14 protein-coding genes are annotated in these 18,063 nt (G+C 51.7%); 8 read left to right on the top strand and 6 right to left on the bottom strand.

Translation table 11 applies throughout. The annotated features are described in order from the left end of the window. Window positions 1–200: 200 nt before the first annotated feature. Complete coding sequence (locus AC4G46_RS18050) at window positions 201–2,501, top strand: type IA DNA topoisomerase (RefSeq protein ID WP_491123942.1); 2,301 nt, start codon at window positions 201–203, stop codon at window positions 2,499–2,501. Window positions 2,502–2,597: 96 nt separating this feature from the next. On the opposite strand, the gene AC4G46_RS18045 is transcribed toward AC4G46_RS18050, so the two are convergent. The 3 genes from AC4G46_RS18045 to AC4G46_RS18035 form a co-directional block, all read right to left on the bottom strand. Then, a complete protein-coding gene (locus AC4G46_RS18045; protein WP_491123941.1) occupies window positions 2,598–3,359 on the bottom strand; it encodes a DsbA family protein in 762 nt (253 codons plus the stop codon). A 100-nt stretch (window positions 3,360–3,459) separates the two neighbouring features. Continuing rightward, window positions 3,460–4,212: an HAD family hydrolase gene (locus AC4G46_RS18040; protein ID WP_491123940.1), complete on the bottom strand. Its 753-nt coding sequence runs from the start codon at window positions 4,210–4,212 to the stop codon at window positions 3,460–3,462. A gap of 55 nt (window positions 4,213–4,267) precedes the next feature. Next, window positions 4,268–5,191 (bottom strand): ArsR/SmtB family transcription factor, encoded by a 924-nt coding sequence (locus tag AC4G46_RS18035; protein ID WP_491123939.1) that lies wholly within the window; start codon window positions 5,189–5,191, stop codon window positions 4,268–4,270. A gap of 143 nt (window positions 5,192–5,334) precedes the next feature. Between AC4G46_RS18035 and AC4G46_RS18030 the strand changes: the two genes are divergently transcribed. The 5 genes from AC4G46_RS18030 to AC4G46_RS18010 all read left to right on the top strand — a co-directional run bounded on the left by AC4G46_RS18030 (window position 5,335) and on the right by AC4G46_RS18010 (window position 10,779). Beyond that, window positions 5,335–6,510 (top strand): MFS transporter, encoded by a 1,176-nt coding sequence (locus tag AC4G46_RS18030; RefSeq protein WP_491123938.1) that lies wholly within the window; start codon window positions 5,335–5,337, stop codon window positions 6,508–6,510. 90 nt (window positions 6,511–6,600) lie between these two features. Next, a complete protein-coding gene (locus tag AC4G46_RS18025) occupies window positions 6,601–7,326 on the top strand; it encodes a phosphonate ABC transporter ATP-binding protein (protein ID WP_491123937.1) in 726 nt (241 codons plus the stop codon). A 30-nt stretch (window positions 7,327–7,356) separates the two neighbouring features. Continuing rightward, the gene (locus tag AC4G46_RS18020) at window positions 7,357–8,646 is read left to right on the top strand and encodes a hypothetical protein (RefSeq protein ID WP_491123936.1); all 1,290 of its coding nucleotides are present in this window, start codon (window positions 7,357–7,359) and stop codon (window positions 8,644–8,646) included. Then, the gene (locus tag AC4G46_RS18015; protein ID WP_068725065.1) at window positions 8,639–9,337 is read left to right on the top strand and encodes a response regulator transcription factor; all 699 of its coding nucleotides are present in this window, start codon (window positions 8,639–8,641) and stop codon (window positions 9,335–9,337) included. Before AC4G46_RS18020 ends, AC4G46_RS18015 begins: the two co-directional genes overlap by 8 nt. Next, window positions 9,334–10,779 (top strand): sensor histidine kinase, encoded by a 1,446-nt coding sequence (locus AC4G46_RS18010; RefSeq protein WP_491123935.1) that lies wholly within the window; start codon window positions 9,334–9,336, stop codon window positions 10,777–10,779. Before AC4G46_RS18015 ends, AC4G46_RS18010 begins: the two co-directional genes overlap by 4 nt. Before the next feature lie 101 nt (window positions 10,780–10,880). Here AC4G46_RS18010 and AC4G46_RS18005 read toward each other — a convergent pair whose 3' ends face one another. Continuing rightward, entirely contained in the window at window positions 10,881–12,104 is a 1,224-nt protein-coding gene (locus AC4G46_RS18005) for a glucose-1-phosphate adenylyltransferase (RefSeq protein ID WP_491123934.1), read from the bottom strand. Between the two features lie 302 nt (window positions 12,105–12,406). Here AC4G46_RS18005 and glgB point away from each other — a divergent pair, with 302 nt between their 5' ends. Both glgB and glgA read left to right on the top strand, forming a co-directional pair. Then, window positions 12,407–14,251: a 1,4-alpha-glucan branching protein GlgB gene (gene glgB, locus AC4G46_RS18000; protein ID WP_491128917.1), complete on the top strand. Its 1,845-nt coding sequence runs from the start codon at window positions 12,407–12,409 to the stop codon at window positions 14,249–14,251. 30 nt (window positions 14,252–14,281) lie between these two features. Then, complete coding sequence (gene glgA / locus AC4G46_RS17995) at window positions 14,282–15,706, top strand: glycogen synthase GlgA (RefSeq protein WP_491123933.1); 1,425 nt, start codon at window positions 14,282–14,284, stop codon at window positions 15,704–15,706. A gap of 332 nt (window positions 15,707–16,038) precedes the next feature. Here glgA and AC4G46_RS17990 read toward each other — a convergent pair whose 3' ends face one another. After that, a complete protein-coding gene (locus AC4G46_RS17990) occupies window positions 16,039–16,551 on the bottom strand; it encodes a DUF4334 domain-containing protein (protein WP_491123932.1) in 513 nt (170 codons plus the stop codon). A gap of 259 nt (window positions 16,552–16,810) precedes the next feature. Continuing rightward, on the bottom strand, window positions 16,811–18,016 hold the full coding sequence (locus tag AC4G46_RS17985) for an IS4 family transposase (RefSeq protein ID WP_491123931.1): 1,206 nt from the start codon (window positions 18,014–18,016) through the stop codon (window positions 16,811–16,813). Window positions 18,017–18,063 lie beyond the last annotated feature (47 nt).

The raw sequence follows: 18,063 nt of genomic DNA, 5'->3' as shown, positions 1-18,063 counted from the left end.
TTTTCATCAAACAAATTGGAGTGCTTCCGGTGTAAGCCGGCGGCAGCTCCATTTTTTTTAGCACTGCATATGGGTTAAAAAGAGATAATCGTACTTTTTTGCTGAGTCACTTCTATTAATAGCAGGTAATTATTTTAGCAAAATGGTATAATAAAAAACTGGACGTGTTTAGGAACAACGATAGGTAAGGAGCGATATTTTTGAAAACACTCATTATTGCGGAGAAACCGGACATGGGGCGGAATATCGCCGCCGCAATAGAACCGAAAGCCAAAAACTACCGTTCCTATTTAGAAGGGGACCAGTACATCATCACCTGGGCAATCGGACATCTGATTGGGCTTGCCGAGCCGGAAGCTTATGATGGCAAATACAAAAAGTGGAACATTAACGACCTGCCGATTATACCCGACCAGTTCAAGCTGGTGCCGAATGCGCGCACGATTGATCAGCTGAAGGTGATCGGCGAGCTGGCCAAACGCAGCAACCTGCTGGTTAACTCCTGTGACGCCGGGCGGGAGGGGCAGCATATTTTCTCGCTGATTCAGCGGCATTTGAAGCTCAGCCAGCCGGTGAAGCGGCTGTGGATTTCCGACCTGACGCCGGAGACGATCCGCAAAGGCTTCCAGGAGCTGAAGGACGGCTCGGAGTATGAGAATCTGACCAAAGCGGCCAGAGCGCGCAGTGAGGCTGATTGGCTGATCGGGATGAACGGCTCACGCGCGTTTACTACGAAGCATAATGTATTGCTGTCCGTGGGCCGGGTGCAGACGCCCGTGCTGGCGCTGATCTACGACCGGCAAAAGACGATTGAGGCGTTTTCGTCGCTGAAATTTTTTGAGGTCGAGGGCCATTTTACACAGAATGAGGTTGTCTATAAAGGCATGTGGCAGGGGGACAGGCTGACCGACAAGGAGAAGGCCGATGCGCTTGCAGCCAAGGTAAAAGGCAAGCCCGGAAGGATTGCCTCCTATGAGGTTAAGGATACGAAAGAGTATCCCAACAAGCTGTATGATCTGACGCTGCTGCAGCGTGAAGCGAACGGGAAATACGCATTTTCCGCCAAAAAAACCCTAGATATCGCCCAGGCGCTCTACGAAAAGCACAAGGTCATTTCGTACCCCCGGACGAATTCCAACTATGTTACCGAACAGAACATTCCGGAGATGCACAAGACGCTGAATGCGCTGCAGGGTACCTCCTACGATGAACTGGTTAAAGGTGCCAACCGCAGCCTGGTCCATAAAGGCAATAAATTTGTCTGCAATCCGTCCAAGGTGGAAGACCACCATGCGATCCTTCCGACCAACCGCAAGGCTTCGGGGCTGAGTGCAGATGAGGCGAAATTATATGATCTGATTGTGCGCCGTTTCTTGTCGCAGTTCTATCCGGCTGCCGAGTATAAGGTACACACTGTCTTTACTGAGGTGGAGGGTGAGAGCTTCAAGACTACGGTCAAGGAGCTGCTGAGTCTGGGCTGGAAGGTGATCTATGCCGACCAGAAGAAGGACAAGGCGAAGCCGTCCAAAGGAAAAGGCAAGGATGAGGAGGAGGAAGAGGAGATCGAAGTGAACGAGCCGTTCTCTATCTCCCCTGCCGATGAAGTGCTGTGCAGCGATGCGGTGGTCAAAGAGAAGGATACGCAGCCGCCCAAGCACTACACCGAAGGCACCCTGCTCAAAGCGATGGAAAGCGCGGGCAAGCAGATTGAGGACGAGGAGCTGCGCGATGCCATGAAGGATTCCGGACTCGGAACTCCGGCAACCCGGGCGGCTACTATTGAGCGGCTGAAAAATGTCGGCTACGTCGAAATGCAGGGTAAAAAGATTGCCATCACCCAGAAGGGGAGGACGGCGATCGAACTGATCCGCGGAGCGGGCATCGAGCTGCTGACCTCACCGGAGATGACCGGTCAGTGGGAACGGCGGCTTAATGAAATCGCCAGAGGTACGGCGGCAGACGGGCAATTCATGGAGAATGTGAAGCGCTTCGCTTCTATGATCGTCGACAAGGTGAAGGTCCAGTCCCGTGCGGCCAAAACCTCCTTTGAAGGCGAGACGCCTTCCGTTCGGGCCGGCTCCAAAGGCCGGGGCAGCGGTGCCGCTTCCAAGGATGGCGCGGACAAGCCGGCCGCCGGTACACGCAGGCGCAGCGGTGCGGGAGAGGGCGGGGCTGGCGCCAAGCCGTCCGGAGCAAGAGCGGCGAAGCCGGCTGAGCAGGGGGACAGCGGGCCGAAGATTATCGGCGGCTGCCCGCGGCCGGGCTGCGGCGGCACGATCTTTATGGGCCGCAAGGGCTACGGCTGCTCTCATTACAAAGAGGGCTGCAAGTTTGTCATCTGGAAGGAAACCCATGGCCGTACGCTGACGGATACTCAGGTAAAGGCGCTGATTGAGAAGGGGAAGACCGGCAAGCTGAAGCTGGCTGCCGAAGACGGCTCACCGCTGGAAGGCAAGCTGGTATTAGCGGATATGGCTACGGGACAGCTTAGTGTAGAATGATGACGCGCTGCCCCGGGCAGTAACGAATAAGAGGATGCAGCCTGGCGGCGGGATCTCCCGGCAGGCTGCATCCTCCTCTTTTTGATACACATATGTTTATTTCGCAGATTCAGCCAGACTGCTCTCAATAGCAGCCGTAAGCCCCTCATATGAGGAATCAGGCAACAGAACACCGTTCACCATAAATTTGGGAGTGCCGTTAACACCATAGGCTCCGGCAATCTTGAAGTCTTCCTTAACATCATACATGTAGGTGTGATTCTTCACATCCTGCTCGAACCGGGCATAGTCCAGGCCTTCGATGTTGTCTTTGACAAACTGAAGGATGAACTTCTGGGTGGCCCAGATGGTGCTCTCATCACCCTGATTGGCGTAGAGCTCATGAACATATTCCCAGAACTTCTCGTTGCTCTGCTTATAGATTGCTTCTCCTGCGCTGGCGGCCAGGTAAGAGTCGCGGTCAATGAAAGCGAAGTTCATGAAATAGAGCTCGGCTTTTCCGGTGTCCACATAGTTTTTAATGAAAGTATCCAGATTGGCTTCGGTCCATTTCTTGCAGGCCGGGCATTTGAAATCGGCGAACTCAATGACCTTGACCTTGGCGTCCGGACTGCCCAGATGCGGCTGCTTCTCATACTTCAGGCCGTCAACGACAATAGTACCCTTGACATCCGTATAGTTAGGCAGACCCTCAAGCATATTCTCCTCTTTGGATTTGCCGTCTGTAAGGACATAGATAAGTACAATTGCCAGAATGACCGCGATGATACCAAGCAGCATGGGCAGCAGACGGGAGCCGGCAGTGTTCCGGGCAGACTGCTTATTCGGTGTGCGGTTAGGACTTGCTTGCTTGTTCATTCCAAACCTCCTGAATGAGATGAAAAATCTACTCAAACAGTATAAACACTGCAGCTGCCGGATGCCTATGGCATTTGTAACAGGAGGCCTGCCTTAATGATCAGCCGTGGCTTTGCAGCTTGGACGCCGTCCGGATAACCGGCGGAACCTCGCTGATGGAGGAGATGGTCATGACCGACTGCTGCATCTCCCGCTGAAGCTCAATGAGGTTATACAGCCATTCATTCTGCTGCTTCAAGTAGATGCTGTTAATGCCGGCCGTCAAGGCCGGAAGCACATCGGTGCGCAAGGAATTGCCGATCATCCAGGTGCGCTTGCGTTCAAACGGATAGGACACCAGGATATTTTCCAGTGATTCGATATTTTTATGCTGGCGGATAAAGATCCGGTCGTCAAAATAGACATCGAGCTTCATCTGTTCGATTTTGCGCTGCTGGATGGTGTCGTCTCCGCCAGTGTACAGGTAGAGGTTATGCCCGTCATGCTTGAGCGCATCGAGGGTTTCCACCATGCCGGGATACGCTTCGACCTCCTGATCGTAGACGCTCAGCCCGAGCTTCATCAGCTGCTGCTCATGATATGGATCGGCAGCCCGGTTATATTTGGCACAGAAAAAGCGGTAGGTGGCGATCAGCGATTTGGGGAAGTTGTCGCTGGCCAGTCCGCTGGTGCTGACGGTTTCCACATCGATTTCCACCTGTTTGTTGCGGAATTCTCCGGTTGTCGGGCCATATTCCCCGAACCAGTCGGACATCAGCTCGAAATACTGCCCCAGAATGAGGTCAAAATATTTGTTGCAGTGTACCAGGGTGTCGTCCAGATCAAAAATAACTTGTTGCGGCAAATACTTCATAACGCTCACTCCTAAGCCTGTAAGTTTGTCAGCAATCTCTGCTTTTGTATTGTTATTATAAACGAATATAAGACTCAAGGAACATCTGCAGATCCGATGCGCCGTCCGGACGGACACTGTAGCGTTCATTCCCTTCGCCTTCACTGCCCAAATGAACCCGCAGCAGGCCGGCGACACGCAGCATCAGCAGATGATGCATCATGGTGTCACTGGTCTGGCCAAGCACAGACTGTAGCTCCCACAGCGTTTTGGGTTCATGGGCCGCATAGCGCAGCAGCCGGAGCCGGGTCGGGTCCGAAAGTGCTTTGGTCAGGCGCAGCAGAACGGTGGGCGGTTCATCTTCATTGTCCGAAGGGACATCAACAGGGTACTGGATAATCATGAGTGTATTATAGAAGCAGTACATATTGATCGGCCGGTTATGAATGGTCGGCAGCAGCACAACCGTCTGCAGATCAGGAATATCCTCGATGACTACACCGCCCGAAGCATACTCAATCAGCGCTGCTGAACCCATTTTGCTCTCGAGCAGCTTTTTCTCTGAGGCGTCCTCGATCAGGAGCGGCAGCAGCTTCTGCTCGGCATGGCGGAAATACTGCTCATACCACAGCCGCAGGAGCGGGGGATAATCCCGCTTGATCCGTTCACATTCATGCATTGTAAAATCAGGGAACAGCGGGGCGGTCTGCTCAAAGCACGCTTCCAGTGACTGCGTTTCCAGTTCATCCAGAAACTGCAGCACCTTCGATGCAGGCCGGCGGCGGTAAGCCCAGACGTACAGGACATCATAATCGGTAAAAGGCCATTCGGCTGCCTGCCGGAGCGCGGATACCTGCTGCGGAGGAATGCGGCCGTCTATATCGCGGATCCAGTCAGGACCGATGTCCAGGTTGGAAATCCATTTCCTTGTTACATATAACATGAAACTGTCGATCAGTTCATAGACAGGCGAGACATCTATTTTGAGTTCATAAGTCATGAAGCTTGCACCCCCAGGAAATCGGTCACTTCTATATATTATCTCTTGTTTTGAAGAAGGTTGTCCACTATAATGTTCCATGTTTGCCTGCAGGGCGACTTTTGTCCGCATTTGCCTGATCAACGTTCAAGGAGGATTCACCTGTGTCAGACCAGCTTTTACTTAAACGTTCCAACAGTAAACTGAATTATTTTATTCTCATTACCGTCATTATTGCCGCAGGCCTGAGCCAGGGGCTTCTGCTGCCGGTGCTCTCGATTCTGCTTGAACAAAAAGGGGTTTCCTCCTCACTCAACGGACTGAATGCCGCTGCTCTTTATGTCGGTTCGTTCGCAATGACTCTTGTTGCTGAACGTGTGCTCGGAGCTATAGGCTTCAAGAGACTGATAGCCGCCGGCCTCAGCCTTGTCCTGGTAACACTGCTGCTGTTCCCGCTGCTGCCGGGAGTCAAGGTCTGGTTCATCCTGCGCCTGCTGGTCGGCATAGGCGATTCGGCGATTAATTATGCCGCCCAGCTCTGGGTGCTGCTGATGGCACCTGCAGAGCACAGGGGACGCAATCTCTCGCTCTATGGTATGTCCTACGGCCTGGGCTTCAGCCTGGGCCCGGCCGGCATCAGCCTGCTGCGCTTCGGCGAGGCCGCTCCTTTTCTGATCCTGGCCGGATTATTTATGCTCGCGCTCCTCTTGGTGCTGTTCAAGCTGCCAAACTCCCGGCCTGACAAAGTTGAACACAATGAAGGGCAGGCCCGCCGGTTCGGCCGCAGCTACAGCCTGGCCTGGTACGCACTTATTCCGGCGCTGCTGTATGGTTATATGGAAGCGAGCCTGAACAGCAACTTCCCGGTCTACGGGCTGCGTTCCGGGTTCACTACAGACCAGATCGCCACCCTGCTGCCGTTCGCGGGCATCGGAGGCCTGCTGCTCCAGCTGCCGCTGGGCTTGTGGAGTGACCGGTACGGACGGAAAAAAATCCTGATTTTTGCCGGCACCGCCGGAGGTCTGGCTTTTACGCTGCTCCCGCTTGCGGGCGGGCATTTTGTATTTACGCTGCTGCTGCTGCTGGCAGCCGGGGGCCTGGTCGGCTCCTTCTTCTCGCTGGGGCTCAGCTATGCCGCAGACATCCTGCCGCGTAATCTGCTGCCTGCAGCCAATGTCGTTTCTTCTTTTCATTTCAGTATAGGCAGCATTATCGGCCCGGGCATCGGAGGCCTGCTGCTTGAATTCGGCTGGGGCAGCGGTATATTCGTGCTGCTAGGCGGTTTCTATATTTTGTTCGGCCTGACCGGGTTATTATTCTCGCCACGGGAGCTGAATTGAGGTAAGATAAGAACGGATGTACGCATGGAAATTGATCCCGCTTTCAGAGTACACTATAGAGTAGAGACGAAAACAGGGAGAGGCTGAACTATGATTACAGTAGAACATCTGGCCAAAGCAGTCGGAGAAGACAAATTGCCGGTACTGCAGGATATCGGTTTTCAATTAGAGCCCGGGGAGCTCGTAGTGCTGGTGGGAGCCAGCGGAAGCGGCAAGTCCACGCTGCTGCGCTGCCTGGCGCTGCGCGAGAAATGGGATAGAGGCAATTTCCGGGTAGACGGGATCGACATTATGAAAAGCCCGCTCGCCGGCAGACGCAAGATCCGCCGTGAATGGGCGTACCTGGAGCAGAACGCCGAGCTGAATCCGAACCGGACCGCACTGAAGAATGTACTGATCGGCCAATCCTCACAGACACCGCTGTGGCGGATGGTGACGGGGATGGTGCGGCAGGATGATTATATGGGGGCAATGGACGAGCTTGATAAGCTCGGCCTGCTGGACAAGGCCAAGCTGAAGACAAGCCAGCTCAGCGGGGGCGAGCGCCAGCGTGTAGCCATTGCCCGTGCGCTTGTGCACGGCGCCAAGGTTATTCTGGCCGACGAGCCGGTAACCGGTCTGGACCCGCGGACGGCTGAAGGCGTCCTGGAGACGCTGCGCAGTCTTTGTAAAGAAACGGGGTTAACCGTTATTACTGTACTTCCGCTGGAACTGGCGGAACGTTATGCAACAAGGCTGTGGGTACTGGAGAACGGCAGAATCAAGCATGATGTCAGAGGACGCCGCCTGACTTCCCAGGAACGCCTGAACCTGTAGCAGATTTGAGCATGAAATAAGGAAAGAGTGATGAAGTTGAATCTTAGTGTTCCCAGACGTCTGGCGGCGGCTGTCCTGTCATTGTCCGTACTGTCGGGCTGTACCTTCATCAGCGATCCTGTTTCGAAGATGAAGTCTCCGGAGCTGACCGCCGACAAGGCTTCACTGATGACGGCCATCAAGTCACAAATGCCGGCCAGCGCCTCGCTGATCCGCCCTTCCGGGGATGAGGACAGCTCCATATTCACAGAGGATTTCGATAAAGACGGCACGATGGAGACACTGGTCTTTTACTTGACCGAGAATGAATCCGTCCTGATCCACGGCATGATTCTGGAGAAGACGGAGGACGGCTGGGTGAAGAAGCTTGTCTTCGACGGTGACGGTACGCAGCTGGAGTCAGTTGACCTGGAGGATGTAACGGGTGACGGCAAGCTGAATATTATTACCGGGTATTCACGCGGAGAAGAGAAGGGGGTCGTCGTCTATTCCTATTCCGGCGGCGAACTGGAAGAGCTGCTGGCCCAGCCTTATACCAAATATATGATCGATGACCTGAATGAGGATGGGGCTGCGGATATTACTCTGGTATATTTCAAACGCAATGAACTTAACAAAATTACCACTTACCAATATAATGACGGCTTTAAGGTACTCGATCAGCTGGACGACCTGGACCCGTATTTTAATAATTATTACAATATTGTCTCAGGAAAAGTGGCCGAGCATAAAGAAGGTATAGTTCTGGATTCGGCTGTGGATTCCCGCTCGGCCTATACCACCGTGGTTGTGATGGAGAATAACAAGCTGCGGGTAGTCATTCCGGGCGATGCCAATACCTTTAAAGACAGAAAAATTGTCAGCGAGGACATCGACGGTGACGGCATCATTGAGATTGGCATGCTGGAGCCGCCGGGAGGCTGGGAGTATTTTGACCCTGAAGCCATTCCTTACTTCACCTCATATTACAAATGGGACGGCAAGGACGGCCTCAGCTTCACCTCGCAAAAGTACCGTGATCCGGCGGACCGCTTTGTCATTGATTTCCTGCCGGAGTGGCACGGGAAGATAACGGTAGACACCAAATCCGTGCAGGATAAATCGCTGAAGTTCATCCTGTCGGATACGGGAGAGACGGTTGTTGAGGTGACCTTCTTCACCCAGATGGAATGGGATCGTGTGAAGAGCAGCGGCTGGAAGGTGCTTGGCAGGGATATGGACAAAATTATCGGCTACCGGGGTGAGCTTGTACAGAGCACGGGCGGGGGCGACAATGATAAAATAACCGCTCCAATTGAAAGGAAGGGAATCGATGAGTAAAGTACTGATACTGGAGGATGAGGAATCCATCCGCAGTTTTATTGTGATCAATCTGAAACGTAACGGATTCGAAGTACTGGAGGCGGCTGACGGCAATGAAGCGCTGCACAAGCTGACTACCGTGCCGGATATTGATATCGCACTGCTGGACGTTATGGTGCCGGGTATTGACGGTTTTGAGGTTTGCAGACGCATCCGTGAGACCAATGAGCGTCTCGGGATTATTTTTCTGACGGCCAAGGTGCAGGAGCAGGATAAGGTCTATGCGCTTTCCGTAGGTGCCGATGACCATGTCAGCAAGCCGTTCAGCCCGACCGAACTGATTGCGCGCATTCAATCTCTGCTTCGCCGGGTTAACGTGCACCGTGAGCAGTCGGCCAAGGTCTCCTTTCACTCAGGCCCGTTTACGCTGGATCTGATCTCCAAGCAGTTCAAGCGCAGCGGGGAAGCGATCGAGCTGACTCCGACAGAATTTTCGCTGGTGCAGTTTTTCCTGGAAAAAGAAAATACGCCGCTCAGCCGTGACTCCTTGCTGGATCATGTCTGGGGCAAGGAGTACATGGGCGATCCCAAGATTGTCGATGTAAACATCCGCCGGCTGCGCCAAAAAATCGAAAACAACCCGTCGGAGCCCGAATATCTGCAGACTGTATGGGGGCACGGCTATAAATGGAAAGGTCAGGGACAATGATCAAGAAGGGGATGCGCAGGCAGATTGTACTGCACTATATTTTAGTAGTCTTTGTGGCGCTTCTCCTCGTAGAGGTTATCTTCCTTCTGGCGATACGGACGTATTATTATGACAGTGTGTACAGTAAGATTACGATCCATATCAGCACGGCAGAGGAGTTCCTGAAATACGAAATTTCGGGGGAGCGTTCTCCCAACCAGCTGCAGAAGGTGCTCGATTTCTTCAGTATGGATTATACAGAGCTTGAAGTGCTGTCCACAAGCGGGGATATTCTGACCAGCTCAACAGGCTTTCAGCCTGACCGGACAATTACAACCAGCGATGTTCCTGAGGCCGTCGGCGGAAGCATCGGCAAATGGGTAGGCAGGCAGGCGGGAACGAATGAGAGTGTCATGGCAGTCTCCAAGCTGATTCAGCTGAACAGCCGTGATAAATATGTGATCCGTTATCTCACCTCGATGGAGCTTATTGATAAGGACCTGCTTAACCTTACCCTGGCGTCGATCGGTATCGGTGCGGCAGTCATGGTGATCGTTGTCCTGTTCAGCTTCGGGCTGGCGAATTCCATTGTGAAGCCGCTGAATAATATAACGGCGGTCTCTGCGCAAATGGCCAAGGGAAGGTTCACCGCCCGTATCAAAGGGGACTACAAATACGAAATCGGTGATCTGGCGACTACGCTGAATTATATGGCCGATGAGATTATCCGCAGTAATCAGATCAAGGATGATTTTATCTCCTCGATCTCCCATGAGCTCAGGACTCCGCTGACCAGCATCAAGGGCTGGAGTGAGACACTGATTTCTGGCGGTTATGATCCGGAGGAGACGAAGCTCGGCGTAGGGATCATCTCCAGGGAAAGTGACCGTCTGATCGGCCTGGTGGAGGAGATTCTGGACTTCTCCAAGCTGCAGCAGAATGAAATGAAGCTGTCCATAGTGCTTACAGATATAAAGGTAGTGCTACAGGAGACTCTTCTGAATATCTGGGCCAAGGCGGAGAAGAAACGGATTCATCTGGTGCTGGAATGTGAGGATACCATTTATATCAAGGGGGACCCGAACCGGCTCAAGCAGGTGTTTCTTAACCTTGTGGACAATGCCGTCAAATTCTCCCCCGAGGATTCCAGCATAGTCCTGTCAGCTCATCGTCTGTCAGGGACTGAAATGGCGGTAATCGTCAGGGACAGCGGGATCGGGATCAGTGAAGCGCATCTGTCCAGGGTAAGGGACCGCTTCTTCCAGGTTGATGCGCTGAATGGCGGAACCGGCCTGGGGCTTGCTATCTCCCAGCAGATTGTTGAACTGCATCACGGCAAGCTGGAGCTGGACAGCGAGCTTGGCAAAGGAACACAGGTTACGGTTATTCTCCCGCTGACTGATGAGCGTCCGCCGGCGGCTGAGCCGCTGCTGACCGAAGAAGGGGACGATTACGAGTTATAAGGAGTCTTTAACTCGCTACACGGCAAAAGGGCTGCAATACGGTCACATGACCAGTATTGCAGCCCTTTTTTTATCGTCAAATGATTAGGGAAGGATAGGGTTTAAGACGGGAGCCCTTCGGCCCGCAGTCTGCCTGTCTTCTCGTAGACCTCCTGCAGCAGGCGGGAAGGCTGTGTACGGATGACCGGTTTGGCGGCTACAATCTCATTAGGACCGACAACGACAATGTTGTCAGGACTGCCTTTGATCACAGCTCCATCCTTAATGACAGCACCCTCACCGATAATTGCATTCTCAATCAGTACACCGCGGCCGATATAAACACCCGGCATTACGATACTCTGATGAATCCGGCTGAGCTTGCCGATCTCCACACCGCCAAAAATAACGGAACGCTGCAGGCTGCCTTCCAGCAGGCAGGTCTCATTTACCAGGCAGTCGTCAGCTTGAGCCGGGATACGGGGCTTAACAGCTGCCGGTTTAGTGCGCCGTGCACGGCTGTACATCGGCCAATGGGCATTATTCAGCTTGAAGCCGTTATCCTCCTGCAGCAGATCCATATGAGCTTCCCAAAGGCTGTCAACAGTACCTACATCTCTCCAGTAACCCTGGAAACGGTATGCGAACAGATCGTCGTTGCTGTCCAGCATCGCGGGAATCACGTCTTTGCCGAAATCATGGCTGGAAGACGGGTTAGCGGCGTCATTCAGCAGGTAGTCCTTCAGATAGGCCCATTCAAAGAGATAGATGCCCATTGAAGCGAGGTTGCTCTTGGGCACCTTAGGCTTTTCGGCGAATTCGGAAATCTTCAGCTCGTCATTGACGTTCATGACGCCAAAGCGGCTAGCTTCATCCCAGGGAACCTCCATGACCGAAATCGTTGCTTTGGCGGATTTGCTGATATGATAATCCAGCATTTTGCGGTAATCCATGTGGTAGATATGATCGGCAGAAAGGATTAGCACATGCTCCGGATTTTGGCTGTCGATAAAATCAATGTTTTTATAGATGGCATCTGCTGTCCCGGTATACGTGCTCCGTCCGTCCACACCTGAAGGCAGCAGTCTGACACCCTGATCAGGTTTGGAATGCAGCCCCCATGGCTCACCTGACCCGATATGCTGATGCAAGGAATTGGCTTCGTACTGTGTTAGTACACCTACAGTATCGATACTTGAATTTACACAATTGCTGAGGGGAAAGTCAATGATTCTATACTGTCCTCCGAAAGGGACTGCAGGCTTTGCCATCGTGGTGGTTAAGGGGGCCAGTCTGCGGCCTTCCCCGCCAGCCAGCAGCATGGCGACACATTCTTTTTTACTCATTTGTTATCCCTCCCATTTTTTTGTCAATGCTTGTAATATAAACTCCCCACAAGCGCTTGAAACGGCATAAGTGAAATATATTGAGGTCCTACTGTAAAAATTACATTTTTATTTTCTTCGTTCAGAAAAAGCCTATTTTTTCCTTAAAACGCATTTTCAAAAGCCGGACATTCGGGTAATGTTATAGGTGCATCCTATACGATTAAGGTGGTGATGATTTGCCTGACATACAACAAACAGTAAACCTCCCGTCAACTGAAGATATTTATCTGTTCCATGAAGGCACGAATTATCGCAGCTATATGATGCTGGGCGCGCACATTGCCGCTGAAGAAGGAAAGAAGGGCGTTCGCTTTACCGTGTGGGCTCCTCATGCGACATATGTAGGACTGGCTGGTAATCATAACGGCTGGGATGGAACACAGGAAGCGGACTCATTCATTAAGATACCCGATTCGGGATTTTGGAGTCGTTTTTTTCCGGGAATAGAGCCGGGAACTTTTTACAAATACAGGATTGTCTCAGCTGGCGGTGACAGCTTCCTGAAGGCAGATCCTTATGCCTTTAAAGCTGAGGTTAGACCTGCTACAGCATCGGTTGTAGCGGATCTGTCCGGTTACCAGTGGGGGGACAATCTGTGGAGACGCAGAAACAAAGCCCCATACAACGGGCCGATGAACATTTATGAAATGCATTTTGGCACATGGAAGCAGAAGGAAGACGGTGAATTCTATACTTATAAAGAAATGGCCGATCTGCTGATTCCGTATCTGGTGGAGATGAGCTATACTCATGTGGAATTTATGCCGCTTGCCGAACATCCTTATGATTTATCGTGGGGGTATCAGGGAACCGGATACTTTGCTGCTACCAGCCGTTACGGTGAGCCCCAGGAGCTGATGTATCTGATCGACAAGCTGCATCAGGCCGGCATTGGTGTCATTCTGGACTGGGTACCGGCGCATTTTGCGAAGGACGCACACGGTCTAAGAATGTTCGACGGCTCTCCGCTGTATGAATATGCCGATCCGCTGCTGGCCGAAAAGCCGGGCTGGGGCACCTTGTCTTTTGATTTCAGCAAGCCCGAAATTACATCTTTCCTCATTTCCAACGCGCTTTTCTGGTACGATGTTTATCATATAGACGGAATGCGGGTCGATGCCGTAACAAGCATGCTGCGTCTCGATTTTGAGAAGCAGAGTCATCAGTACAGACGTAACGTCAACGGCGGACTGGAGAATCTGGAAGCAATCCGGTTTATTCAGCAGCTGAACAAGACCATTTTTCACTATTATCCAAAAGCACTGATGATGGCTGAGGAATCCAGCGCCTGGCCTGGGGTTACTGCTCCGGCACACGAAGGCGGGCTTGGGTTCAACTACAAATGGAATATGGGCTGGATGAACGACACGCTGGGTTACATAGAACATGATTTCGGGGCGCGCCCCTATCATCATAATTTGTTGACCTTTCCGATTGCCTACGCCTATTCTGAGAACTATACGCTGCCATTGTCCCATGATGAGGTCGTACACGGCAAAAAATCGCTTCTGGACAAAATGCCCGGCTCCTACGAGCAAAAATTTGCCGGCTTACGCCTGCTGCTCGGATATCAAATCTCCCATCCCGGCAAAAAACTGCTGTTCATGGGCGGTGAATTCGGGCAATTCATCGAGTGGAAGGATCAGGACCAGCTGGACTGGCTGCTCATGGATTACGAAGCTCACCGCAGAATGCTGGCTTTCACTGCAGCGCTTAACAAGCTCTATGTAACCGAGAAGGCATTTTGGGAGCTAGATCATGACCTGGAGGGCTACCAGTGGATCTACGCAGACGATAACCACCAGAGCGTGATTTCCTATATCCGCCGGGGCAAAAAGCCCGTTGATACGCTGGTTGTTATTATCAATTTTCAGCCGGTGGAGCGGAAGAATTACCGGATCGGGGTTCCGCGCCAGGGCACTTATGAAGAGATTTTCAGCTCAGAGACTGTGGAGTTTGGCGGTTCCGGTTATCATAACGGTCCGATGAAGAGTACCAAGAAAGAAATGCATAATCAGGTGAACAGCCTGGAGCTGACGATTCCGCCGCTAAGCTTTCTGGTTCTAAAAAAGGCAGGACGCAAGCCCGAAGCAGTTGAGGAATAGAGAATCCGTACTTTTAAGGGGGAAATCTGCATGAAAGTATTATTTGCTGCCGCTGAAGCCCATCCGTTTATCAAAACGGGAGGCCTGGCCGATGTCATTGGAGCTCTGCCCAAAGCGCTGAAGGGAGCCGGGGTAGATGTACGTGTAATATTGCCAAAATACAAAGGGATTCCCGAAGCCTACACAGCCGAACTGGAGCATGTAGCGGTAGTGGATGTGCCGGTAGGCTGGCGCAACCAGTATTGCGGAGTTGAGCGGCTTGTATATGACGGTATCCCGGTCTATTTCATCGACAACGAATATTACTTCGGCCGGGATGGCATTTACGGGTATATGGATGACGGTGAGCGCTTTGCCTTCTATAACCGGGCTGTGCTGGAGTGCCTGCCGGCAATCGGATTTCAGCCGGATGTGCTGCATTGCCACGACTGGCATGCTGCCGTTATTCCGCTGCTGCTGAAGGCACATTACCGTCATGATGAATTCTATAGCGGCATGCGTACCGTATTCACGATCCATAACCTGCTGTATCAGGGAGTATTCCCGTATTCGGTCCTAAGTGAGCTGCTGGATCTGGATCACAGCTATTTTGACAGTGTGGAGTATTACGGCAATGTGAACTATATGAAGGCCGGGATTGTCCACAGCGATCATGTCACTACGGTCAGTCCGACCTATGCGGATGAGATCCGGACTCCGTATTACGGCTATGGCCTCGACGGACTGCTGAATCACCGGGCGGACAGCCTGAGCGGGATCGTCAACGGTATTGATACGAAGAGCTATAATCCGAATGCGGACAATAAGATTTTTACGAAATACCGTTCCAATCTGGCTAAAAAAGCGGAAAACAAGCTCGGTCTGCAACAGGAGCTGGGCTTACCGGTCGCACCTTACATTCCTATGGTGGCGATGGTTACCCGGCTGGTTGATTCCAAGGGTCTTGATCTGTTGACGCGGGTACTCGACGAAATCCTGTATTATGACGATATCCAGTTCGTTCTGCTCGGCACCGGGGATGAGGCGTATGAGCGCTGGTTCCGTGAAGCGGCGTGGCGTTATCCGACCAAGCTGTCGTCACAGATCCTGTTCAATGATGCATTATCCCGCAAAATTTATGCGGCCAGTGACATTTTCCTGATGCCGTCCAAATTCGAGCCGTGCGGAATCAGCCAGCTGCTCGCCTTGCGCTATGGCAGTATTCCGGTCGTACGCGAGACAGGCGGGCTGAACGACACTGTCCAGTCCTACAATGAAGAGACGGGTGAGGGGAACGGCTTCACCTTTAAGGATTACAACGCCCATGATATGATGTTCACCCTCCGCCGGGCCGTCTCGCTCTACCACAAGCCGGAGCACTGGAAAAAGGTAACCAAAAACGCCTTCGCCGGCGACTACAGCTGGAACGTTTCTGCCCAGCAGTATATGGATATTTACAACAAGATTAGTGAATAAAAAGTACAGGCTGTATAAAAGGCATTACACCAAAACACTCCGTAAAGCGATAAGCTTTACGGAGTGTTTTGGTGTGGGCATATGCGGTTCGGTGTGCAGGGGACGAGAGGAGTGGAAGGGAAAAATCCCCTTGAATGGAGCAGAAAGTGTGCTAAGAGAGCCAACCAAAGGGAAAAATCCCCTTGAATGGAGCAGAAAGTGTGCCAAGAGAGCCAGCCAAAGGGAAAAATCCCTTTGAATGGAGCGAAAAGTGTGCTAAGAGAGCCAACCAAAGGGAATAATCCCTTTGATTTTAGCCACGTACCGCAGCGTCACAGTTTATAGTCCAGCGCCTACTCCGTCACCCTCCGCAAAATAAAAAAGAAACCCAGCTCATGCTGGTTTTTAAAATCCATCACGCCAAGCAGTGTATCCTCATCGATCCGCCGGAAGTGATCGATAATTGCCTTCTGGTCATAGACCATGGAGGCGCTGGTCTTTCCCCGGTATCCGATCATCCGCAGCCGCGCTTTACCAGAGCCGGTCCTGATCAGCGGTGATATCAGCCTGAAGAGGGGGCCGACTATCCTCCGGGGGATAAGCTGAAAGGGCAGCGTTAGCGGTAGCAGTCCGGGATTCACGCGGAAGAGCCGGCCATTTCGCTTTTCGAACAGGAGGGGATGTACGGTCTCAGCGTCCAGAAACTCTTTTCCGTACCAGCCGGTCAAATGAAGCAGGCCGTCCATGGGATGGCCGGAAGGAAGCTCGCTGCCGCGCCATCTGCCCCATATCTGATCCATCTCCACAGTTTCGAGCAGATCGAACCAGGCGAAGGCCTCCTCCTGCGTCAGCTGCCCATTTTGCAAGTATAACTCCTGAAAATCGTTTGCACTAAACTGCGACAACACTGATCCCTCCGATTAAATAACGGTACACGCATGTGAATAAGCGCTTCAGAGCTGATATTGCTCCAGATTCCTCACTAGACATGCATACAAACTTACATGAGAGCTAAATTAAACCGAAAGTAATAATTTTACAGTTAGTTTTATAGACTCAATGAAAAAAGAACAGTGGCGTCTTAAAACGTAGGTTTGGTTACCAATAAATGGTATATTATGTTTGTTATCTGAGAATTATCTTTACCGTCGCTCGTTTCTCTTTCGTTTGTTCTGGAGTTTCTGCGGGCTTAGGGATCTTTTGCCGACCTTTAGAACGACGAGTCGGTTCACGATTCAGCGCTTCAATAAATACATCCCAGTCTTTCATGGCGTAATACCTCATCTTTCGCAGCATGCTCCATACACTTAGGGTGGACTGCACTTCTAAATGGATGAGCTGACAAAGTAGCGCCGTAATGATTCCGATGTAACATTGGACCCATACTGCGTGGGGGTGGTGATTATGGAACGTTACGGTGGCCAGATGCTGCTTGATCCATTTAAAAAACAGCTCAATTTGCCAGCGACAGCGATAAATTTCACCAACGTCTTCGGCTGAAAGATCCTGACGATTTGTGATGACCTCGTAGATTTTTCCATGCTTATCTTGGAATTGTACAAGGCGAACGCAAAACGTTTTGCCCGATTTTTTATCCAGAATCTCAACGTCAGCGTCCCGAGTAATATTGCTGCTACCCGAAAGGGGATGTTCGGTCAGCACGGTGTACTTTGTTTTTGCACGGATCCGGGCTACAAAAAGCACCGTCCCTTCCGACCATTCTCTGAAGTTTCCATAATGCACATAGCCACGGTCGAAAATGTAGGTGAATTCTCCAGGCACAACCAGATATTTGACCGCTTGTTGATCCGACACACCGATAGTGGAAAGGATAATCTCATCCGGAAAATGACACCCTGCTTCCAGCGAAAGCAGCCGCGTATGGATTTTGACACCCTTGGTCTTATTTTGATAAAACGCCCAATCGCCGAGTATTTTGGGTAGCGAAAGGCTCGTTGAATCGACGGGTGCTAACTTTCCAAGATGCTTGATGCCCTTGGCTTCCGCTTTTCGCAATTTTAATTCCTGAACAAGATCGGTAAACAACCACTCGAGATAAGCAAGAGGGATGGTGCCGAGCTTGCGGTTCAAGGTCGATTCGTGAATGGTCGTGAGTCCGGTAATGTCCTGAAGTTCTGCATTCGTTTCCAAATGGAGCACAATGTCGGAAAGAGTCCGCCTCTGCTGCAACTGAGCTTCTACAAAAAGGGTAATCGCGGACCCAACGGTAAGTTTTTTCGAATAATGATCTGCGAATGGACAACGAAAAGAATGTAACATTAAATGCTGTAAGTACTTGCGTAAAACTGAATTTTGCGATATGTTACCCATGGATTAGCTCCTTTTGTGGAGAGATGTGGGTAACCTGCCTACTCTCT

It is taken from the genome of Paenibacillus sp. fava2 (assembly GCF_058313675.1).
This window is presented reverse-complemented; position numbering and strand designations above follow the sequence as displayed.